Below are 16,029 nucleotides of genomic sequence, written 5' to 3'. Positions count from 1 at the left end.
AGTCCGGGCCGGAGGTGAAGCCCTATGGCGGCAAGTAAGGAGCGTGTCCGCGTTGCCGGACGTGAACTCACGCTCACCAACCTGGACAAAATCATCTATCCGGAGACCGGCACCACCAAGGCCGATGTCCTTGCCTACTACGCCGCCGTCGCCCACGTCCTGATCCCCGCGGCAGCCGGCAGGCCGGCCACCCGCAAAAGGTGGGTCAACGGAGTGGGCACCGCGGAAAAGCCGGGCGAGGTGTTTTTCCAGAAGAACCTCGAGGACTCCGCACCGGGCTGGCTCCCCCGGGCCGCCATCACCCATAAAGACCGGACCATCCATTACCCCATGGTGAACGACCCCGCCACGCTGACCTGGTTCGGCCAGATCAATTCCCTGGAAATCCACGTGCCGCAGTGGCAGGTGGACTCCCACGGGAACCAGCTGAACCCGGACCGGCTGGTCCTGGACCTGGATCCCGGCGAGGGAGCGGGCATCGAGGAATGCGTTGAGGTGGCGCTCCTGGCCCGGGCCATCCTGCAGGACGTGGGCATGGACCCGGTACCGGTGACCAGCGGCAGCAAGGGCATCCACCTGTACGCCGCCCTGGACCGCAGCCAGAGCTCGGACCAGATCTCGGCGTTCGCCCGGGAGCTGGCGCGCGCTTTGGAGGCGGACCATCCGGACCTGGCCGTCAGCGACATGAAGAAGACCCTCCGCAAGGGCAAGGTGCTGGTGGACTGGAGCCAGAACAACGCGGCGAAAACCACCATCGTGCCTTACTCACTGCGCGGCCGCCCCACCCCCATGGTCGCCGCGCCCCGCACCTGGCGGGAAATCAGTTCTCCCGGGCTCAAGCACCTGGACTATAAAGCAGTCCTGCGGCGGGTGCAGGACGGCAAGGACCCGTTTGCCGCCGTCGTCCAGGCCGCGGGCCATCCGGCCGACGACGCAAGAGGGCACGACGTGAAAGGGCACGGCGGGAACGGGCATGGCGGCGGCGGGCACGACGGGAACCCGCGCCTGGGGAAGTACCGCTCCATGCGCGACCCGCAGAAGACGCCCGAACCGTTCAGCGGCGCGGCAGGCAGCGGCGACGCGTTCGTCATCCAGGAGCACCACGCCAGCCGGCTTCACTTCGACCTCCGCCTGGAGTATGAGGGCGTCCTGGTGTCCTGGGCGCTGCCCAAGGGCGTCCCGGAATCCGGCGGCAAGAACCACCTTGCCGTCCAGACCGAGGACCACCCGATGGACTACCTCACCTTCCAGGGGACCATCCCCAAGGGTGAATACGGCGCAGGCGAGATGACCATCTGGGACCACGGCACCTATGAACTGCATAAATGGATCAACGGCCGGGAGGTTATCGTCACCCTCACCGGGTCCGAGGGCGGGGGCCTGGGCGGGAGCAAAAAGTTCGCGCTGATCCACACCGGCCGCGGGCAGGGCAAGGACGCCGAGGGGCAGTGGCTCATCCACCTTATGGACACGGAGCATCAACGCGGACGACGGCGGCACGCGGCGCCGCCTCCAGAGCCGCCGGAGGTGCCGGAAGAGGAGCCTGAGGACGCGCCGGATAAGAAGGCGCCGGAGGACGCGCCGGAAGAGAAGGAGGCACCGGCCGCCGCTTCGCGCCCGAATCTCCCACCCCAGGATTTCGGGCCCATGATGGCCACGTCTGGTGACACCGCCGACCTCAAGGGCAGCAACTGGCAGTTCGAACTCAAGTGGGACGGGGTGCGCGCCATCATGGTCGCGGACGAAACCACTGTGCGCATTTTCAGCCGCAACGGCAACGACGTCACCCGGACCTATCCTGAACTGACCGACCGGCAGTGCTGGCCCGGGCAGCCGTTCGTCGCAGACGGTGAGATCATCGCCGTCGGACCCGCCGGCAGGCCTGACTTCGGACTGCTGCAGGGCCGGATGAAGCTGACCCGGCCGGCCGACGTCGCGAAGGCACGCACTGCCATCCCGGTCCGGCTGGTGCTGTTCGACCTGCTGTACAACGACGGGACGGACCTCCGGCGGTTGCCGCTCACCAAGCGGCGCCAAAGGCTGGAGCAGTTCTTTCGCCCCTCCGGCTGCCCCGCGGACCTTTCCCTTGTCCTCGAGGACAAGGTTGAACACATCCTGGAAAGCGCCCGGGAGCTGGGCCTCGAAGGCGTGATGGCCAAACGGACTGACAGCCGCTACGTGAGCGGACAGCGGACCCGCACCTGGATCAAGCTCAAAATTGAACAGACCCAGGAAGTGGTTGTGGGCGGCTGGCGGCCGGGCAAGGGCGGCCGCCAGGACACTGTGGGTTCACTGCTGGTGGGCATCCCTGATGGGGACAAACTGGAGTACGTGGGGCGGGTGGGCAGTGGATTCAGCACCCGGGAGCTCGCCGAACTCCGGCAGACGGTGGAGCGCCTCGCGAGGAAAACCTCACCGTTCCATGACGTCCCACGCCCCGACGCCGCGGACGCCCACTGGATTGCCCCGCAGCTCGTGGGTGAGGTGGCCTACAGCGAGTGGACCGGCCCCGGGCGGTTGCGGCATCCCGTGTGGCGTGGCTGGCGGCTCGACAAGGAACCGTCCGAAGTGGTCCGCGAAGCCTGAGCCGGGCCCGTGAAGCACACCTTCATCCGTGACGCGGAAATTGCCTGGCGACCACCACATAGTGGGGTCGCCAGGCAATTTCCGTGTCGGTGGTTATTCAGGGTGTCGCCAACGCGATGGTTGTCCGGGCCAGGTCAGGACGAGTGGGGCATCTGCGGCCGGCTGGTGCGGTGAACGGCCGTCACTGCCGCTTCGTGGCCCATCCTGCCAAGGCCGGAGCCGCGTTCCTTCGGGTGCCGCCGCTTTCCGTTGCCATCCGGCCACGCGTTCTGCTGTGGCATTCCGGTTGCACCGGCCACTGCGGGACCAGGCAGGTCCGGAGTGTTCATAGCCGCCGCCAGGTGGTCGGCAAGCTCGGGTTTGATGTGTGATGTACGGACTTTGTCAGCCATGTGATCTTCCTTTCCGCGATGAAACGAAGTGTTGCCCGTTGCCGCCACGGGGGCGTCCGGGGATCGCTGAAAATGCCAGCGGACTGTAATGCGCACCGTGCCCAGCAAGTGTTGCGGGCCTGACCGGAGGGGCGGGGCACAGCCGGACCCTGTCCGGCTGCACGCATCCGCCTACTCAAAAAGAAGGATTCCCATTGCTCCACCATAGGCACCGAGCAGCCGCCTGTGAACCCCTTGGCCCGAGGACGGAAAAGAAGGCCGACGGCGGTCCTTGAGGCCCGCGCCACGACGCCGCTGCGGGGACGGAAGGGAGGCACGGAGACTGGGTGAGGGCGCTCACTTTTGGCGACGGAGTACCCGCAAAAAGCATCCCAAACCGGGTTGCAGCCAAAAAAATTCGGTAACGATCCGTGCCGGCGGGCCCCATCCCTGTAATGACGCGGGAAAAGGCGGGAAAACAATGTGGGAAAAGTCAGCGTAAACGGCCCCAAAAGAGCTGATCCTACGGCATTTCGGGCGGGGAAGCCATGGTTTTCCCGTAAAATTGAAGGCCTGCCCGGAGCGGGGCAGCTACAAGTCGCAAGCAAATGACCTCCACAGGAGTTGCCCAAATGCCCACAGACCGAAGCATGACCGACTCTTCAGCAGGCGCCAGGAACGCCAGCGGAACAGACCAGGCAGCCACCACGGCTGCCAAGAAGCCCCGGCGGCTGCCACGCCGCCGGCTCAAGGAATCCGATGTCAACGTCGTGAACCAGCCGATGCTCAAAAAAGCACTCGGCGGCACCATCGTCGGCAACACCATGGAATGGTACGACGTTGGCGTTTTCGGCTACCTCATCACCACCATGGGGCCGGTCTTCCTGCCGGAATCCGACCCCACCACGCAGACCCTGTTCCTGCTCGGAACCTTCGCCGCCACGTTTATCGCCCGCCCCCTGGGCGGCGTGATCTTCGGCTGGATGGGCGACAAAATGGGCCGGCAGAAGATCCTTGCCGCCACTCTCATGCTGATGGCCGCGAGCACCTTCGCGATCGGCCTCCTGCCCGGCTACGCCCAGATCGGCCTGTGGGCCGCCGGCCTGCTGGTGCTGCTGAAAATCGTGCAGGGCTTCTCCACGGGCGGCGAATACGCCGGCGCCACCACGTTCGTCAGCGAGTACGCACCGGACAAGCGCCGCGGCTTCTTCGCCAGCTTCCTGGACATGGGCAGCTACCTGGGCTTCGCCCTGGGTGCCGCCCTGGTCTCCGCCCTCCAGCTCACCCTGGGACAGGCTGCCATGGAGGAGTGGGGCTGGCGCATCCCGTTCCTGGTTGCCGGTCCTTTGGGCCTGGTCGCCATTTACTTCCGGAGCAGGATCGAGGAATCTCCCCAGTTCCAGGCCACCCTGGATGCCCAGGAGGACATCGCCAAGAACGCTGCCGCCTCCGACGAGGCCGCTGCCAAGGGCCCGGTGGGCATCGTCAAGGCCTACTGGCGCTCCATCATCGTGGCCATGATCCTGGTGGCCGCAGCCAACACGGCCGGCTACGCCCTCACCTCCTACATGCCCACGTACCTCACCGAGGCCAAGGGCTACGACGAAGTGCACGGCACCCTGCTGACCATTCCCGTCCTGGTGGTCATGAGCCTCTGCATTCCGCTGACCGGCAAGCTGTCCGATCGGATTGGCCGCAGGCCGGTCCTGTGGATCGGCGCCCTGAGCACGGTGGTCCTGGCAACGCCGGCCTTTATGCTGATCGGCATCGGTGAGATCTGGTCCACCCTTGCGGGCCTCGCCCTGATCGCTTTCCCGGTGACCTTCTACGTGGCCAACCTGGCCTCCGCACTGCCGGCGCAGTTCCCCACGTCCAGCCGCTACGGCGCCATGGGCATCGCCTACAACTTCTCGGTGGCGATCTTCGGTGGGACCACCCCCTTCGTTGTTGCCGCCCTGATCAGTGCAACCGGGAACGACATGATGCCCGCGTACTACCTGATGGGCACGTCCCTGGTGGGTGCGGTGGCCATCTACTTCCTGAAGGAATCAGCGCAGCGGCCGCTGCCGGGCTCCATGCCCAGCGTTGACACCAAGGCCGAAGCCCGGGAACTGGTGGCCACCCAGGACGAGAACCCGCTGATCGACCTGGACCAGCTGCCATTCGAAACGCAGGACGTCACAGACGCCCGTGCGGCCGAAAAGGTTCCCACCGGGGTCTAGATTTCCGGCGGGAGGCAGGCGCGTCTTGTAGCCCACGCTTCAAAGGCCCGTCCGGCATGTTTCCTTGGGGGAAGCATGCAGGGCGGGCCTTTGCCGTGCCGCTTTTTCATTGCCCCGCGGCGGGACAGGCAGGCCTGTGTGCTGGGCCGGTCCTCTCCTGGGCCGGTCCATGTCCTAGTGTGTCCGTGCGGCGCCGAAGGATATGACTCCGTTCAGGGAGTCCGGCAATAACTTTTGATGGGGCCGTCAACGGGCCCGGACACACAACGGCGGGGATGGTGCGGGATGAAACGGGTGGTTGAGCAGGTCCGCGCCCTCCACCGGCTGGAGCCTGCCAACAATGACCACCTCGCGGCGCTCCGGGTGGCCGCCAGCGTGGCGGTCCCGTCGCTGGTGCTTCTGGTTGCCGGCCGGCCGGACCTCATCATCTATGCCGTGTTCGGGGCGCTGACGGGTATGTACGGGCGGAACGAGCAGCATCAACTGCGGCTCCGCCACCAGGCCCAGGCTGCACTGGTGCTCCTCTCCGGCGTAGGCGTGGGCGTGTTCCTGTCCGTCAACCATCTTCACTCCTGGTGGCTGGTGGCTGTTGAAGCCGTGCTTGCCGGGGTGGGCTCCGTGTATTCCGATCGGGTGCGGCTCAAGCCCAACGGCCCGTTCTTCGGCATCCTCGCGCTGGGTGCCTGCGCTTCCGTCCCCACGGTGGTTCCCTGGTACGTGGCCATGCTGATTGCCGCAGGCAGTGCCGCGTTCTCCCTGGCTGTGGGCTTCAGCGGCTGGCTGCGCCGGCGGTCCTGGCAACGCGGGGCCGCGAGGAATCCGGGTTCGGCCGGGCGCCGGGAGGTGATGCTGCACGCCACCAGGTATGTGCTGGCAGTGGGGGCCGCGGGTTCGCTGGGCGTCCTCAGCGGCAGCGGCCACCCGCACTGGGCCATGGTGGCGGCTGCCGTCCCGCTGGCCGGGGCAGACCTCCCCAGCAGCGTGCGCCGCGGCGTCCACCGCATCGTGGGGACGTTCGTGGGGCTGGCGGTCACCGCCGTCGTCATTCTCCCGGAACCGTGGACCCTCACTGGGCTGTTCCCCGGGCAGCAGGCCATCCTGCTGGCGCTGCTGGTGATCCTGTTCCAGTTCACCACTGAGCTGTTCATGACCCGGCATTACGGCTTTGCCATGGTCTCCTTTACACCCGTCATCCTGCTGATGACACAGCTTGCCGCACCCATCGACCCCGCCCTCCTGATCCTGGAGCGTGGCGTGGAAACGCTGGTGGGGGCGCTGGTGGGAATCCTGGTGGTGGTGGCCGTGCGGCGGGCGGGGTCGAGGACCCCTGCGGCCCTGCTGGGACGGGCTCCCCTGGTGGGGCGTCTGCCCTTATTTGGGCGTGCGGGGAGGCCCCGCCACTAGTTTGGCGGGAGCTACGCGCGCCACCGCGGCCACCACCTTGTACCGCTTGGACGGGATGGACACCGCCCGTCCGCGTTCGTTGTCGGCCAGGCCTTCGCGCACCACACGGCCGGCGTGCAGCCAGGCCCACGACGGCGCCACGGATTTGTCCATGCCCATCCGGTCGTGGAACTCGGTGTGGGTGAAGCCGGGGCAGACCGCCGTGACCTTGATGCCCTGCCTGCGGTAGGCGAGGTTGGCCCAGCGGCTGAAGCTCACCAGCCACGCTTTCGCCGCCGAGTACGTGCCCCGGGGCAGGAAGGCGGCAATGCTGGCCACATTGATGATCCGGCCCTCACCGCGCTCCAGCATGCCTTTGAGGGCAGCGTGCGTGAGCACCATGGCCGTTTCGCCGTGCAGCTTCAGGTGCTTTTTCTCCTCGGTGATGGAATTGTCCTCGAAGTTGTGCAGCAGCCCGATCCCCGCGTTGTTCACCAGGATGCCCACCGGCCGCTGCGAATCGGACAGGCGTCCGACGACGGCGGTCACGCCGGCGTCGTCGGTCAGGTCCGCGGGAAGCACCTCAGCCATGATTCCGTAGCGCCGTTCCAGGTCCGCCGCCGTATGTTCAAGGCGGGCCCGGTTCCGCGCCACCAGGACCAGGTTGGTGCCCTGCGCAGCAAGCTGGCGGGCGAACTCGGCGCCCAGCCCCGCGCTGGCCCCGGTGACGAGTGCGGTTGTTCGGGAAGTGGTTGGCATCATGCTGCCAGCCTAGCCACTTTGACCTCCGCCGGATGTTCCCTGCTTTTACCGCCCGGCGAACTTCGCCAGCGGGTTGGCAAGGCGCCCGGCCATCTGCAGCCCGCCCGAGGGATCCGCGAGGTCCAGCATCTGCTGGTTGTTGCGGAGCTGGAGCCGGTTGAGGCAGGACAGTTCGAAGTCCGGGGCGAACAGGTCGTGGCGGGCGAACTGGTCCGCCAGTTCCGGGTGCTGGCCCTGATAGTCCGTGATGGCGGCTGCTGCCGTGCGCCAGAAATCCTCCTGGCCCAGGATCCCGTCTTCTTCCAGGAGTGCTGCGAGGAAGCGGAAGATGCAGTCGAAGATGTCTGTGAAGATGGCCAGCACCTTTTCCCCGTCCGGGATGGCAGCCTGGATCCGGGACACCTCCTCGGGAAGGTCCAGCCGGTCCCCCATCACCACGATCTCCTCGGCGATGTCCTTCATGATGGCCTGGACGGGGACGCCGTCCTCGAGGACCAGGATGACGTTCTCGCCGTGCGGCATAAACGCCAGCTCGTACTGGTAGAGGCAGTGCACCAGCGGAACCAGGTAGGCCTCGAAGTAGCGGCGCAGCCAGTCCGCCGGCGCCAGCCCGGAGCGCCTAATCAGCGCGGAAACCATCGGCTTGCCCGCGGAATCGGCATGCAGGAGGGAGGCCATGGTGGCCAACTGCTGCCCGTCCTGCAGCAGCGGCAGGGGGCTTTCCCGCCACAGGGCAGAGAGCATCTTGCGGTAGGGGGATCCGGGAGCCGACCCCGCCTCGTAGTAACCGTTGTGGTAGCCAAGGGCGGCGATTTCGCCGATCATGGTGAATCCGCGCTGCTGCAGCGCCCCGTCATTCTCGATCAGGGTGCGCAGCCAGTCGTTGATGGCCGGTGTTGCCTTCATGTACTGCGGCGACAGCCCGCGCATGAACCCCATGTTCAGGACGGACATGGCGGTTTTGACGTAGCTCCGGGCCGGGGCGCTGGTGTTGAAGAAGGTGCGGATGGACTGCTGGGCCTGGTACACGTCCGTCCCGGCCCCCAGGTAAATGATGCGGCGGCGGGCGATCTCCGCCGCGAAGGTGACCGTGAGTTTGTTTTCCCACTGCCACGGGTGGACGGGCATAAAGAAGTACTGCCCGGGGTCCAGGCCCTGGAGCTGCAATTCGTTGGTGAAGTCGCCGGCCAGCGGGCCGAGTTCGGCATCCAGGTGCGCCCGGTAGTCCAGCCCTGCACTTGAGGTGAACACGGCGTGGCTGCGGTGGACGGCGATCCATTGCAGCCGGACCGGGGCGCCGGTCTCCGGGGCAAACGCATGGTAGTCGCTGATGCCGAAGCCCAGCCGGCCGTTGTTGGCCACGAAGCAGGGGTGGCCCTCGGTCATGCTGCGTTCGATGGCCTGGAAGTCGGCGGCGGCATCGCGCCCGCCCGTAACGCCGGCTGCGAGTTCGGCGGCGGACGGCTGGCCGGCCCACTGCTTGTAGGCGTGGCTGGCCAGGGTGCTGCTGATCTCCTCCAGGTAGACCGGGAGCATCTGGATGGTGATGCCGAGGGTGGTGTGGAACGCCGTGATGAACTCCAGCACGTCCAGCGGCGCTTCGGCGCCGTCCCGGAAGCACCGGATGGAACCGGCGTCGATGGACCAGTGGTCAAGTTCCAGGATCCGGGCGCAGAAGCGGTACTCGTGCGAGCCGTCACCGCTGCGGAGCCGGTAGCTGCCGGTCCCCTCATCCCCCGGTTCATCACTCAGGAGTTCCGGAGCGATGATCCGTTCGTGCGAGAACTCGGCGAGCGCTTTGCGGAGCAGGTGCCGGTTGGCCTTGTCCCACCGGTCTCCGGCGAGGTGGGGTGCGGCGTTGGCAGTGCCGGCGGTGGCAGGGTCCGCGGCAAGGGCGGACACAGCGGAATCGAGGTGGACGGTCACAGTGAAGCTCCCTGCGGGACGGTTGTGGACAAAGTGTCGAGTGCGGCGCGGGCGGTGAGGTAGTCGGAGCGGCTGCAGAAGCTCAGCAGGGCGTCCTTGTCCGGCAGGGTGACGATGCCTGCGGGCTGGAAACCAAGCCGTTCATTCAGTGCGTGGATTTTGGTGTTCCGCGCATCCGGCTCCACCACGACGCGCTGCACCTCCGGCCTGGCGAACAGGTGGTCCAGGACGGCGTCCATCACCGCCGTGGTGTACCCGGGTTCCGGGCCTTCCGACGGCGGCGCCACCAGCAGGTGCATACCCACGTCGCCGGGCTGGACGGCGTATAGGCCTGCCAGCGGCGAGGACTCCGGGAGGTACTCCTCCATCAGGAAGGCGGGGACGCCGCCGTCGAGCCCCAGCAGGGCGTGGTGGTGCCCGCTGGCCTGGATCCTGGCGTATTCCTCCACCACATCGTCGACGCCGGCGGAGAGCATGCCCCAGAACGAGGCGTACGGCCGGGTGACCCAGCTGTGCAGGAGCGGCGCGTCGGCCTTCGCGTCGAGGCAGCGGAATGTGAACCTCATGCGGACACCCCTGCCGCAACGCTAATGTCCGTGCCTGTCCCCACGTCCGCGCTTGTCCCCACGTCAGCCCGGGCGCCAGTGCCCGTAGGTGATCCGAACTGCTGGAACGCGATGCTCCGCTCCACCGGGTAGACCTCGCGGCCGGTAATTTCCCGCAGGATGCAGGAGTTGCGGTACGCGCCCATGCCCAGGTCCGGGGTGACGAAGCCGTGGGTGTGCAGCTCGGCATTCTGGACGAAGATTTCGCCGGGTTCGACGCCCGTGCTGTAGTTCCGGTCCACGGCGAACCGGCCGGCGCTGTCACGGGCGATCCGGTCCTGCACGCCGGCGAGGAACCCGGGCTCCCGGTAGCCGTAGCCGGTGGCCAGGACCACTGCTTCACTGTCCAGGGTGTAGGAGCTGCCCTGCTCGCCGTGGTGCAGGTGCAGGATGTGCGTTCCGGCCGCTGCGTCCCATTGTGCTGCTGCAAGGGTGGAGTGGGTCAGCAGTTGGGTGTCCACCATGCCGGAGAGGCTCTTGGTGTAGAGCAGGTCGTAGATGGCGTCAATGAGTTCGGAGTTGATCCCCTTGTAGAGGTTCTTCTGCGTCTTGTTGAGGTGGTCGCGCTGGTGCTGCGGGAGGCCATGGAAGTAGTCCACGTACTCGGGGGACGTCATTTCGAGGGTCAGCTTGGTGTATTCCAGCGGGAAGAACCGGCCGGAGCGGGTGACCCAGTTGAGTTGGTAACCGTGGGCGTCGGCCTCCTGCAGGAGCTCGTAGTAGATCTCGGCCGCGCTTTGGCCGCTTCCCAGGATGGTGATGCTGCGCTGCTGCTGGAGTTCGGCCTTCCGCGCCAGGTAGTCGGCGTTGTGCAGGACAACTCCCCCGCGGCCTGCCGCTGCGTCGGCAACGATTCCGGCAGCCGCTTCCGGAACATAGGGGGATGTGCCGGTGCCCAGCACCAGCCGCCGCGCTAAAAGCACTTCCGGCCCGTCCGGACCGGAGACAGCGAGCCGGTACACGCCGGCGTCGTACGTTACATCCAGCACAGCCGTGCCAAAACGGACGGAAGGCAGTTGGCCGGCCACCCACTGGCAGTACTGGTTGTACTCGGCCCGGAGCGGGTAGAAGTTCTCCCGGATATAGAAGCGGTAGAGGCGTCCGGCCTGCTTCAGGAAGTTCAGGAACGAGTAGGGCGAGGTGGGGTCAGCCAGGGTGACCAGGTCCGCCATGAAGGGGACCTGGAGGTGGGCGGGTTCCAGCATCATCCCGGGGTGCCAGTCAAAAGACGCCCGCTGTTCCAGGAAGATGCCGTCCACGCCCTCCAGCGGTTCGGTGAGCGCGGCGAGGCCCAGGTTGAAGGGCCCGGCGCCGATGGCAGCGAAGTCGTATATGCGGGTCATGCGGACACCTCGCTCTGCAACAGGTCCGCGCCGGTGCGGCGCAGGAGCCCGATGATCTCGGCGATGTCCTCGAGGGTGGCCTCGGCGTTGAGGAGGGTGAACTTCAGGTAGTGGCGGCCGCCCACCTTGGTACCGGCCACCACGGCCTCACCGGAGGCGAAAACGGCGGCACGGATGGCCGGGTTGAGGACGTCGGCGGTGTCTTCCGGGAGCCGGACGCCGTCGGCGACGGGACGGTACCTGAACACCAGGGTGCTCAACTGCGGTGCAGCGGCAAGTTCGAAGTCGTCGTCGGCGGCAAGGAGCGAGCCAACGCGGGCGGCGAGGTCGATTGCTTCGTCGAACAGGGCGCCGATGGCGTCGGCACCCATGATCCGCAGGGTGAGCCACAGTTTCAGGGCGTCGAACCGGCGGGTGGTCTGGATGCTCTTGTCCACCTGGTTGGGAATGTCGGCCAGCGCCGCGCTTTCAGGGTTCAGATAGTCGGCGTAGTAGGTGATGTGGCGCAGCATGGCGGACTCGCGGACCAGGAGGGCGCTTGAGCTTACCGGCTGGAAGAAGGTCTTGTGGAAGTCAACGGTGACTGAGTCCGCCAGGCGGGTTCCGTCCAGCAGATGCCGGTAGCGCCCGGAGACCATCAGCCCGCCGCCGTATGCGGCGTCGATGTGGAACCAGGCGCTGTAGGCTCGGGCCAGTGCGGCGAGGTCGGCGAGGGGATCCACGGCGCCGAAATCAGTGGTTCCGGCGGTTGCAACCACGGCCATCGGCGTCAGGCCGGCATCACTGGCTGACGCCATGGCGTCGGCGAGCGCGGCCGGGTCCATCCGGTGGTCGGCCGTGCAGGGAACGGTGATGACGGCGTCAAAGCCGAGGCCCAGCATGGAGGCGGACTTCTGGATGCTGAAGTGGCTGTCCTCGGAGGTGAAGATCCGCAGCGTGTCCAGCAGGGCCGGAAGGCGGAGCCCGCTGCGTGCGGGGTCCCGGCGGAGGCCGGCGACGGCGTGGTTGCGCGCGATCAGCAGGGCCTGGAGATTGGACTGGCTGCCGCCGGACGTGAAGATGCCGTCCGCGTTGTCACCGAGGTGCAGACGTTCAGCCGTCCAGTCGATGAGGCGCCGCTCGATCATGGTGGCCCCGGCGCTCTGGTCCCAGGTGTCAAGGGAGGAGTTCACGGCGGACAGGATGGTCTCTCCCACCAGGGCGGGGATCACCACAGGGCAGTTCAGGTGGGCTGCGTACTTTGCGTCATGGAAGTAGATGGCATCCCGCAGGTAGACGGCTTCGAGTTCCTGCAGCGCGGCCGCCGTGTCCGGCAGCGGGGTGTCCAGGTCCACGGCGCCGACGCGCGCCTTCATCTCTGAAGGCCCGACGCCGGTAAAGGGCCGGGTGGTCCGTTCCAGCTTGGTTGCCACTGCGGTGACGCCCTGCAGTACCTGGGCCACATAGCGGGGTGAGTTCCTGGCGTTGAAAAGATGGTTGGTTGCCCCCAGCGCGAGCTCCACCCGCGAGCCGAAGTCCTGCCCCGGCGGATCCTGTTTGGCGTGGACATCGCTGTTGTGCGGGTCATCCACTTGTAACTCGTCGAGGCGGGGCATCAGCGACACTGGTCATCCTTCGGTCAGCGGTTTTTCTTGACTTGCAAAGGCAAGCCTTACTTAGGTGAACCTTTTAATCAAACTTTTGTGTTGTATTTCTCCGGAGCCGCAGAAACCCGGGGTTTTTGAAGTCCCAAAGAGGTCATTGACTGGCGGGCAGGAGCGTTCTGCTGCAGAATGCCCTTCACCCTGCAACTGCCCCGAGGCCGGAAGACTCTCGGCTAGGCTGGGGTTTCCGGCGGCTTGGCCGGAACGCTGAAATGCAAGGGGGAAGCATGGATCAGCCGCCATCCGGAGCCACCGGATTCCGGGAAGTGGACCGCGACGGGAACCCGCTGCCGCATGAAACCGGGGCCACAGAGCCTTCTGCCTGGACGCCCGGCGCGTGGGCGGCCGTGAATCCGTTCATTGTGGTGCTGTGGCTGTTCGCCATTGGGCTGATTGCCGGTGGCGCTGCGGCCTTCTTCTACGGCATCGGCAACCAGTTCTCCCCGAACGGGCAGGTGCCCATGTCGTTCCTGGTCCTGACCAACGCGCCCTACGCTATTCTCCTCGGAATCGCAGCACTTTTGTGCCTGCTGTTCTGGCACGCGCTGCAGTGGCAGAAGCGGCTCGGATAGGTGAAGCAGCCTACGCAGCCACCCGCAAGACACGTCGCCAATACCCACTCGGCGTGACGCCGGATCCGCTAACGCGGGGTGTGCCTTGGACCACAAGCTGATTTGCGTGACGATTAGTAAGCATGCTTAGGTATTGGGGTAAATGAACCTCCGCAAGCAGTTCGCGGCGGAGCTGCCAACGCCGGCAGTTTCGTGAAGAAGCCCAAGGATGAACATCATGACCAGCGTTACAGAAGATCACTTGACGGCGTTTGGGGAACGCACAGAGGGAGCACTGGCTCCCGTCGGAACCACCGAACCCGTGGACGTGGGGCTTCTGGTCACCCTGAATTCGCGGATGCATTGCCGCACCCCGATGCAGCGCATTGATCCTAACGAACTGCCCGTACGGCAGCCTGTCTACGTTGACGGGACAGGAGTGGTTCCCCTTGGTGCAGGTGCCGCCGCCGGCAACGTCGTGACCTACCGTTGCGCCTGCGGCTTCACCATCGATGATCCCGCAGCTGATGCCGCCTGCTTCAACGCAACCGAATTCAACGCAACCGAATTCACTTCAGCCCCGTTCAACTCGGATATGGGCGATCACGCCCTCGCCAGCTGACTGGCACTGGAACTACCGGCAGCTGGAGACACTGTTCCCGGACTGTGCGGCTACCGCCGTTCCCAATGCGCTGCGGCTACCGCGCGTAGGCCCTGGCCTCCTGCACGGCCTGCCGTGTATCAGCAAGAACCAGATCAGCATTGATGGCGGCGGCGGCCCGAAGGCCGGCTGCCGCCGCCGTCATCACCTGGGCTGAGACGTCCGTGGCATTGCCGGCGGCCCACACCCCGGGGCAGGACGTGCGCCCGGATTCATCCGTCTCCAGGCAGGTGCCCTCCCCCTCGTCCAGGCCGCACGGTTCAAGCCCAAGGCGCTGGAGCATATTCGCTTTGCTGACGGTTGCGGGACTGACGGCCAGCACATCCAGCGGGACAACGGGACCGCCGTCGAGCACCACCCCCACAAGCCTGTCGTTGGCGGTCTCCAGCCGTTGGACCCTGCCGTCCACCACACGGACATCCCGGACACGCAGCTGCTCTTCCTCTTCCGGGCCCAGGGGCAATGCGCCGTTCAGGAGCAGCGTCACGTCGGGGCTCCACTGCCGGAAGGTCAGCGCCTCAGGAACGGCGTTGGCGTCCGATGCCAGGATGCCGATCCGCTGGTTCCGGATTTCCCAGCCGTGGCAATACGGGCAGTAGAGGACGTCCCGTCCCCAGCGTTCCGCCACGCCGGGAAGCTCCGGCAGTTCGTCGGTGATCCCGGACGCGATCAGCAGGCGCCGGGCGCTGATGGTGGAGCCGTCCTTGAGGCTGAGAATGAAATTGCCGCCGTCGCGGCTGGCTGACGTCACGAACCCCTCAACCGCCGTCCCGCCATAGCGGGCCAGCTCCTCCCGGCCCGCGGAAACAAGCTCCCTCGGGCTCATGCCTTCGCGGCTGAGGAAACCGTGCACTCCCTGGGCCTTCAGGTTCCGCTGTTCCCCTGCGTCGATGACCACAACGGACCGCAAGGCCCTGGCCAGGGCAACGCCCGCGCTCAGGCCCGCCGGGCCGCCGCCGATAATTGCCACGTCGAACAGTTCCCCGTGAACCATGTTGTCCCTCCCGGTCTGCCATAGGCCTGCTTTCCTGCAGATGGATTACCCGGTGGGGAAGGCCTCTAACGGCGGGGAGCTTTTGCGCTCACTCAGGCCAGTCGACGAACTGTTCGTACCCCTCGTGCTTCCGCAGGTAGCCGGCAATGAACGGGCAGTGCGGGACGATGCGTTTGCCGGTGGCCACCACATCATCGAGGGCGAAGTGCGCCAGGACTTTTCCCAGGCCCCGGCCCTCGAAGTCCGGCCCCGTTTCCGTGCGGATGAAATCGATGTGTCCGGGAAGGTCCTCGAAGAAGGACTGGACGGCCAGCGTGCCGCCCACCAGCAGTTCGTAGCGGTGCTGCGCATCATTGCGCCGCAGCGTGACATCCGGCGTGAACTTATCCTCGGTGGACATCGTGTTCTCGGTCATGGTTCGACATTGGCACTACTTCATCCCGCTGGCAATGCCCGCGCAGCAAGACTAGGGCTACGAAAAAAGACCCGGCCCCGGCAGCAGGTACACGGTCAGTTAGCGGCCAGCTTTAAGCCGCTACGGCGAGGAGGCCCAGGACGACGGCGAGGAGCGGCGTGGCGCCCTGGGTCACGGCCGCGCGGAGGTACTTTTTGCCGGTCAGGGCGAGAACCAGCGCTGCGAGGACCATCGAGCCGCAACTGGCGAAGACCAGTGTCCAACCCACTGTGGACTGCCCGGCTGTGGACTGCGCTGATCCTTCGGGTGCCAGCGCGATGCAGCCGATGCCGATGAAGGCGCCGATGGCCAGGAAGAGGTTGTAGAAGCCCTGGTTGTAGGCGAGCGGCCTGGTGGTCTCGGCGTCGGACTGGGAGGCAACCCCAAAGCGCTTCCAGGTGGCCGGCCGGGTCCAGGTCAGGGACTCCATGGTGAAGATGAAAACGTGGAGGGCGGCAGCGAGGAAGGCAAAAAGGAGGGAGGCCAGGATCATTGCTTGATCCTAGCCTCCCTGCCTTATGGCGCCCT

At 66.2% G+C, this 16,029-nt stretch carries 14 protein-coding genes; 5 read left to right on the top strand and 9 right to left on the bottom strand.

What is annotated here, in order from left to right:
- The first annotated feature begins 24 nt into the window (after nucleotides 1–24).
- Nucleotides 25–2,586 carry an ATP-dependent DNA ligase gene (locus ACZ9BC_RS03640; protein ID WP_476244763.1) on the top strand — a complete coding sequence of 854 codons (2,562 nt, stop codon included), beginning with the start codon at nucleotides 25–27 and terminating at the stop codon, nucleotides 2,584–2,586.
- A gap of 134 nt (nucleotides 2,587–2,720) precedes the next feature.
- Here the strand turns inward: ACZ9BC_RS03640 and ACZ9BC_RS03635 are convergent, their stop codons facing one another.
- Entirely contained in the window at nucleotides 2,721–2,978 is a 258-nt protein-coding gene (locus ACZ9BC_RS03635; RefSeq protein ID WP_115524082.1) for a hypothetical protein, read from the bottom strand.
- Nucleotides 2,979–3,589: 611 nt separating this feature from the next.
- Between ACZ9BC_RS03635 and ACZ9BC_RS03630 the strand changes: the two genes are divergently transcribed.
- Nucleotides 3,590–5,179 (top strand): MFS transporter, encoded by a 1,590-nt coding sequence (locus ACZ9BC_RS03630; protein WP_476244762.1) that lies wholly within the window; start codon nucleotides 3,590–3,592, stop codon nucleotides 5,177–5,179.
- 285 nt (nucleotides 5,180–5,464) lie between these two features.
- Nucleotides 5,465–6,583, top strand: a complete 1,119-nt coding sequence (locus tag ACZ9BC_RS03625) for an FUSC family protein (protein ID WP_476244761.1) — start codon at nucleotides 5,465–5,467, stop codon at nucleotides 6,581–6,583.
- Here ACZ9BC_RS03625 and ACZ9BC_RS03620 read toward each other — a convergent pair.
- Genes ACZ9BC_RS03620 through ACZ9BC_RS03600 form a run of 5 tightly spaced genes read right to left on the bottom strand, consistent with a single transcriptional unit; the run spans nucleotide 6,551 to nucleotide 12,802 of the window.
- Nucleotides 6,551–7,324, bottom strand: a complete 774-nt coding sequence (locus ACZ9BC_RS03620) for an SDR family NAD(P)-dependent oxidoreductase (RefSeq protein ID WP_476244760.1) — start codon at nucleotides 7,322–7,324, stop codon at nucleotides 6,551–6,553. The genes ACZ9BC_RS03625 and ACZ9BC_RS03620 overlap by 33 nt on opposite strands.
- Before the next feature lie 45 nt (nucleotides 7,325–7,369).
- A complete protein-coding gene (locus tag ACZ9BC_RS03615; protein ID WP_476244759.1) occupies nucleotides 7,370–9,250 on the bottom strand; it encodes an IucA/IucC family protein in 1,881 nt (626 codons plus the stop codon).
- Complete coding sequence (locus tag ACZ9BC_RS03610) at nucleotides 9,247–9,816, bottom strand: GNAT family N-acetyltransferase (RefSeq protein ID WP_476244758.1); 570 nt, start codon at nucleotides 9,814–9,816, stop codon at nucleotides 9,247–9,249. Before ACZ9BC_RS03610 ends, ACZ9BC_RS03615 begins: the two co-directional genes overlap by 4 nt.
- Complete coding sequence (locus ACZ9BC_RS03605) at nucleotides 9,813–11,198, bottom strand: lysine N(6)-hydroxylase/L-ornithine N(5)-oxygenase family protein (protein ID WP_476244757.1); 1,386 nt, start codon at nucleotides 11,196–11,198, stop codon at nucleotides 9,813–9,815. The genes ACZ9BC_RS03610 and ACZ9BC_RS03605 overlap by 4 nt, the downstream gene beginning before the upstream one ends.
- Nucleotides 11,195–12,802, bottom strand: a complete 1,608-nt coding sequence (locus ACZ9BC_RS03600) for a pyridoxal phosphate-dependent decarboxylase family protein (protein ID WP_476244756.1) — start codon at nucleotides 12,800–12,802, stop codon at nucleotides 11,195–11,197. Before ACZ9BC_RS03600 ends, ACZ9BC_RS03605 begins: the two co-directional genes overlap by 4 nt.
- Before the next feature lie 266 nt (nucleotides 12,803–13,068).
- Here ACZ9BC_RS03600 and ACZ9BC_RS03595 point away from each other — a divergent pair, with 266 nt between their 5' ends.
- The gene (locus ACZ9BC_RS03595; RefSeq protein WP_476244755.1) at nucleotides 13,069–13,413 is read left to right on the top strand and encodes a hypothetical protein; all 345 of its coding nucleotides are present in this window, start codon (nucleotides 13,069–13,071) and stop codon (nucleotides 13,411–13,413) included.
- A 217-nt stretch (nucleotides 13,414–13,630) separates the two neighbouring features.
- Nucleotides 13,631–14,014: a hypothetical protein gene (locus tag ACZ9BC_RS03590; RefSeq protein WP_476244754.1), complete on the top strand. Its 384-nt coding sequence runs from the start codon at nucleotides 13,631–13,633 to the stop codon at nucleotides 14,012–14,014.
- A 76-nt stretch (nucleotides 14,015–14,090) separates the two neighbouring features.
- Here the strand turns inward: ACZ9BC_RS03590 and ACZ9BC_RS03585 are convergent, their stop codons facing one another.
- The 3 genes from ACZ9BC_RS03585 to ACZ9BC_RS03575 form a co-directional block, all read right to left on the bottom strand.
- Nucleotides 14,091–15,047, bottom strand: coding sequence for an NAD(P)/FAD-dependent oxidoreductase (locus ACZ9BC_RS03585; RefSeq protein ID WP_476244753.1), 957 nt, complete (start codon nucleotides 15,045–15,047; stop codon nucleotides 14,091–14,093).
- A gap of 88 nt (nucleotides 15,048–15,135) precedes the next feature.
- On the bottom strand, nucleotides 15,136–15,462 hold the full coding sequence (locus ACZ9BC_RS03580; protein WP_115524074.1) for a GNAT family N-acetyltransferase: 327 nt from the start codon (nucleotides 15,460–15,462) through the stop codon (nucleotides 15,136–15,138).
- Nucleotides 15,463–15,574: 112 nt separating this feature from the next.
- On the bottom strand, nucleotides 15,575–15,994 hold the full coding sequence (locus tag ACZ9BC_RS03575) for a DUF1304 domain-containing protein (protein ID WP_476244752.1): 420 nt from the start codon (nucleotides 15,992–15,994) through the stop codon (nucleotides 15,575–15,577).
- Nucleotides 15,995–16,029 lie beyond the last annotated feature (35 nt).

This window comes from Pseudarthrobacter sp. TE3704 (genome assembly GCF_056279405.1).
The sequence above is the reverse complement of the archived record's forward strand: the minus strand, read 5'-3'. Positions and strand labels throughout refer to the sequence as shown.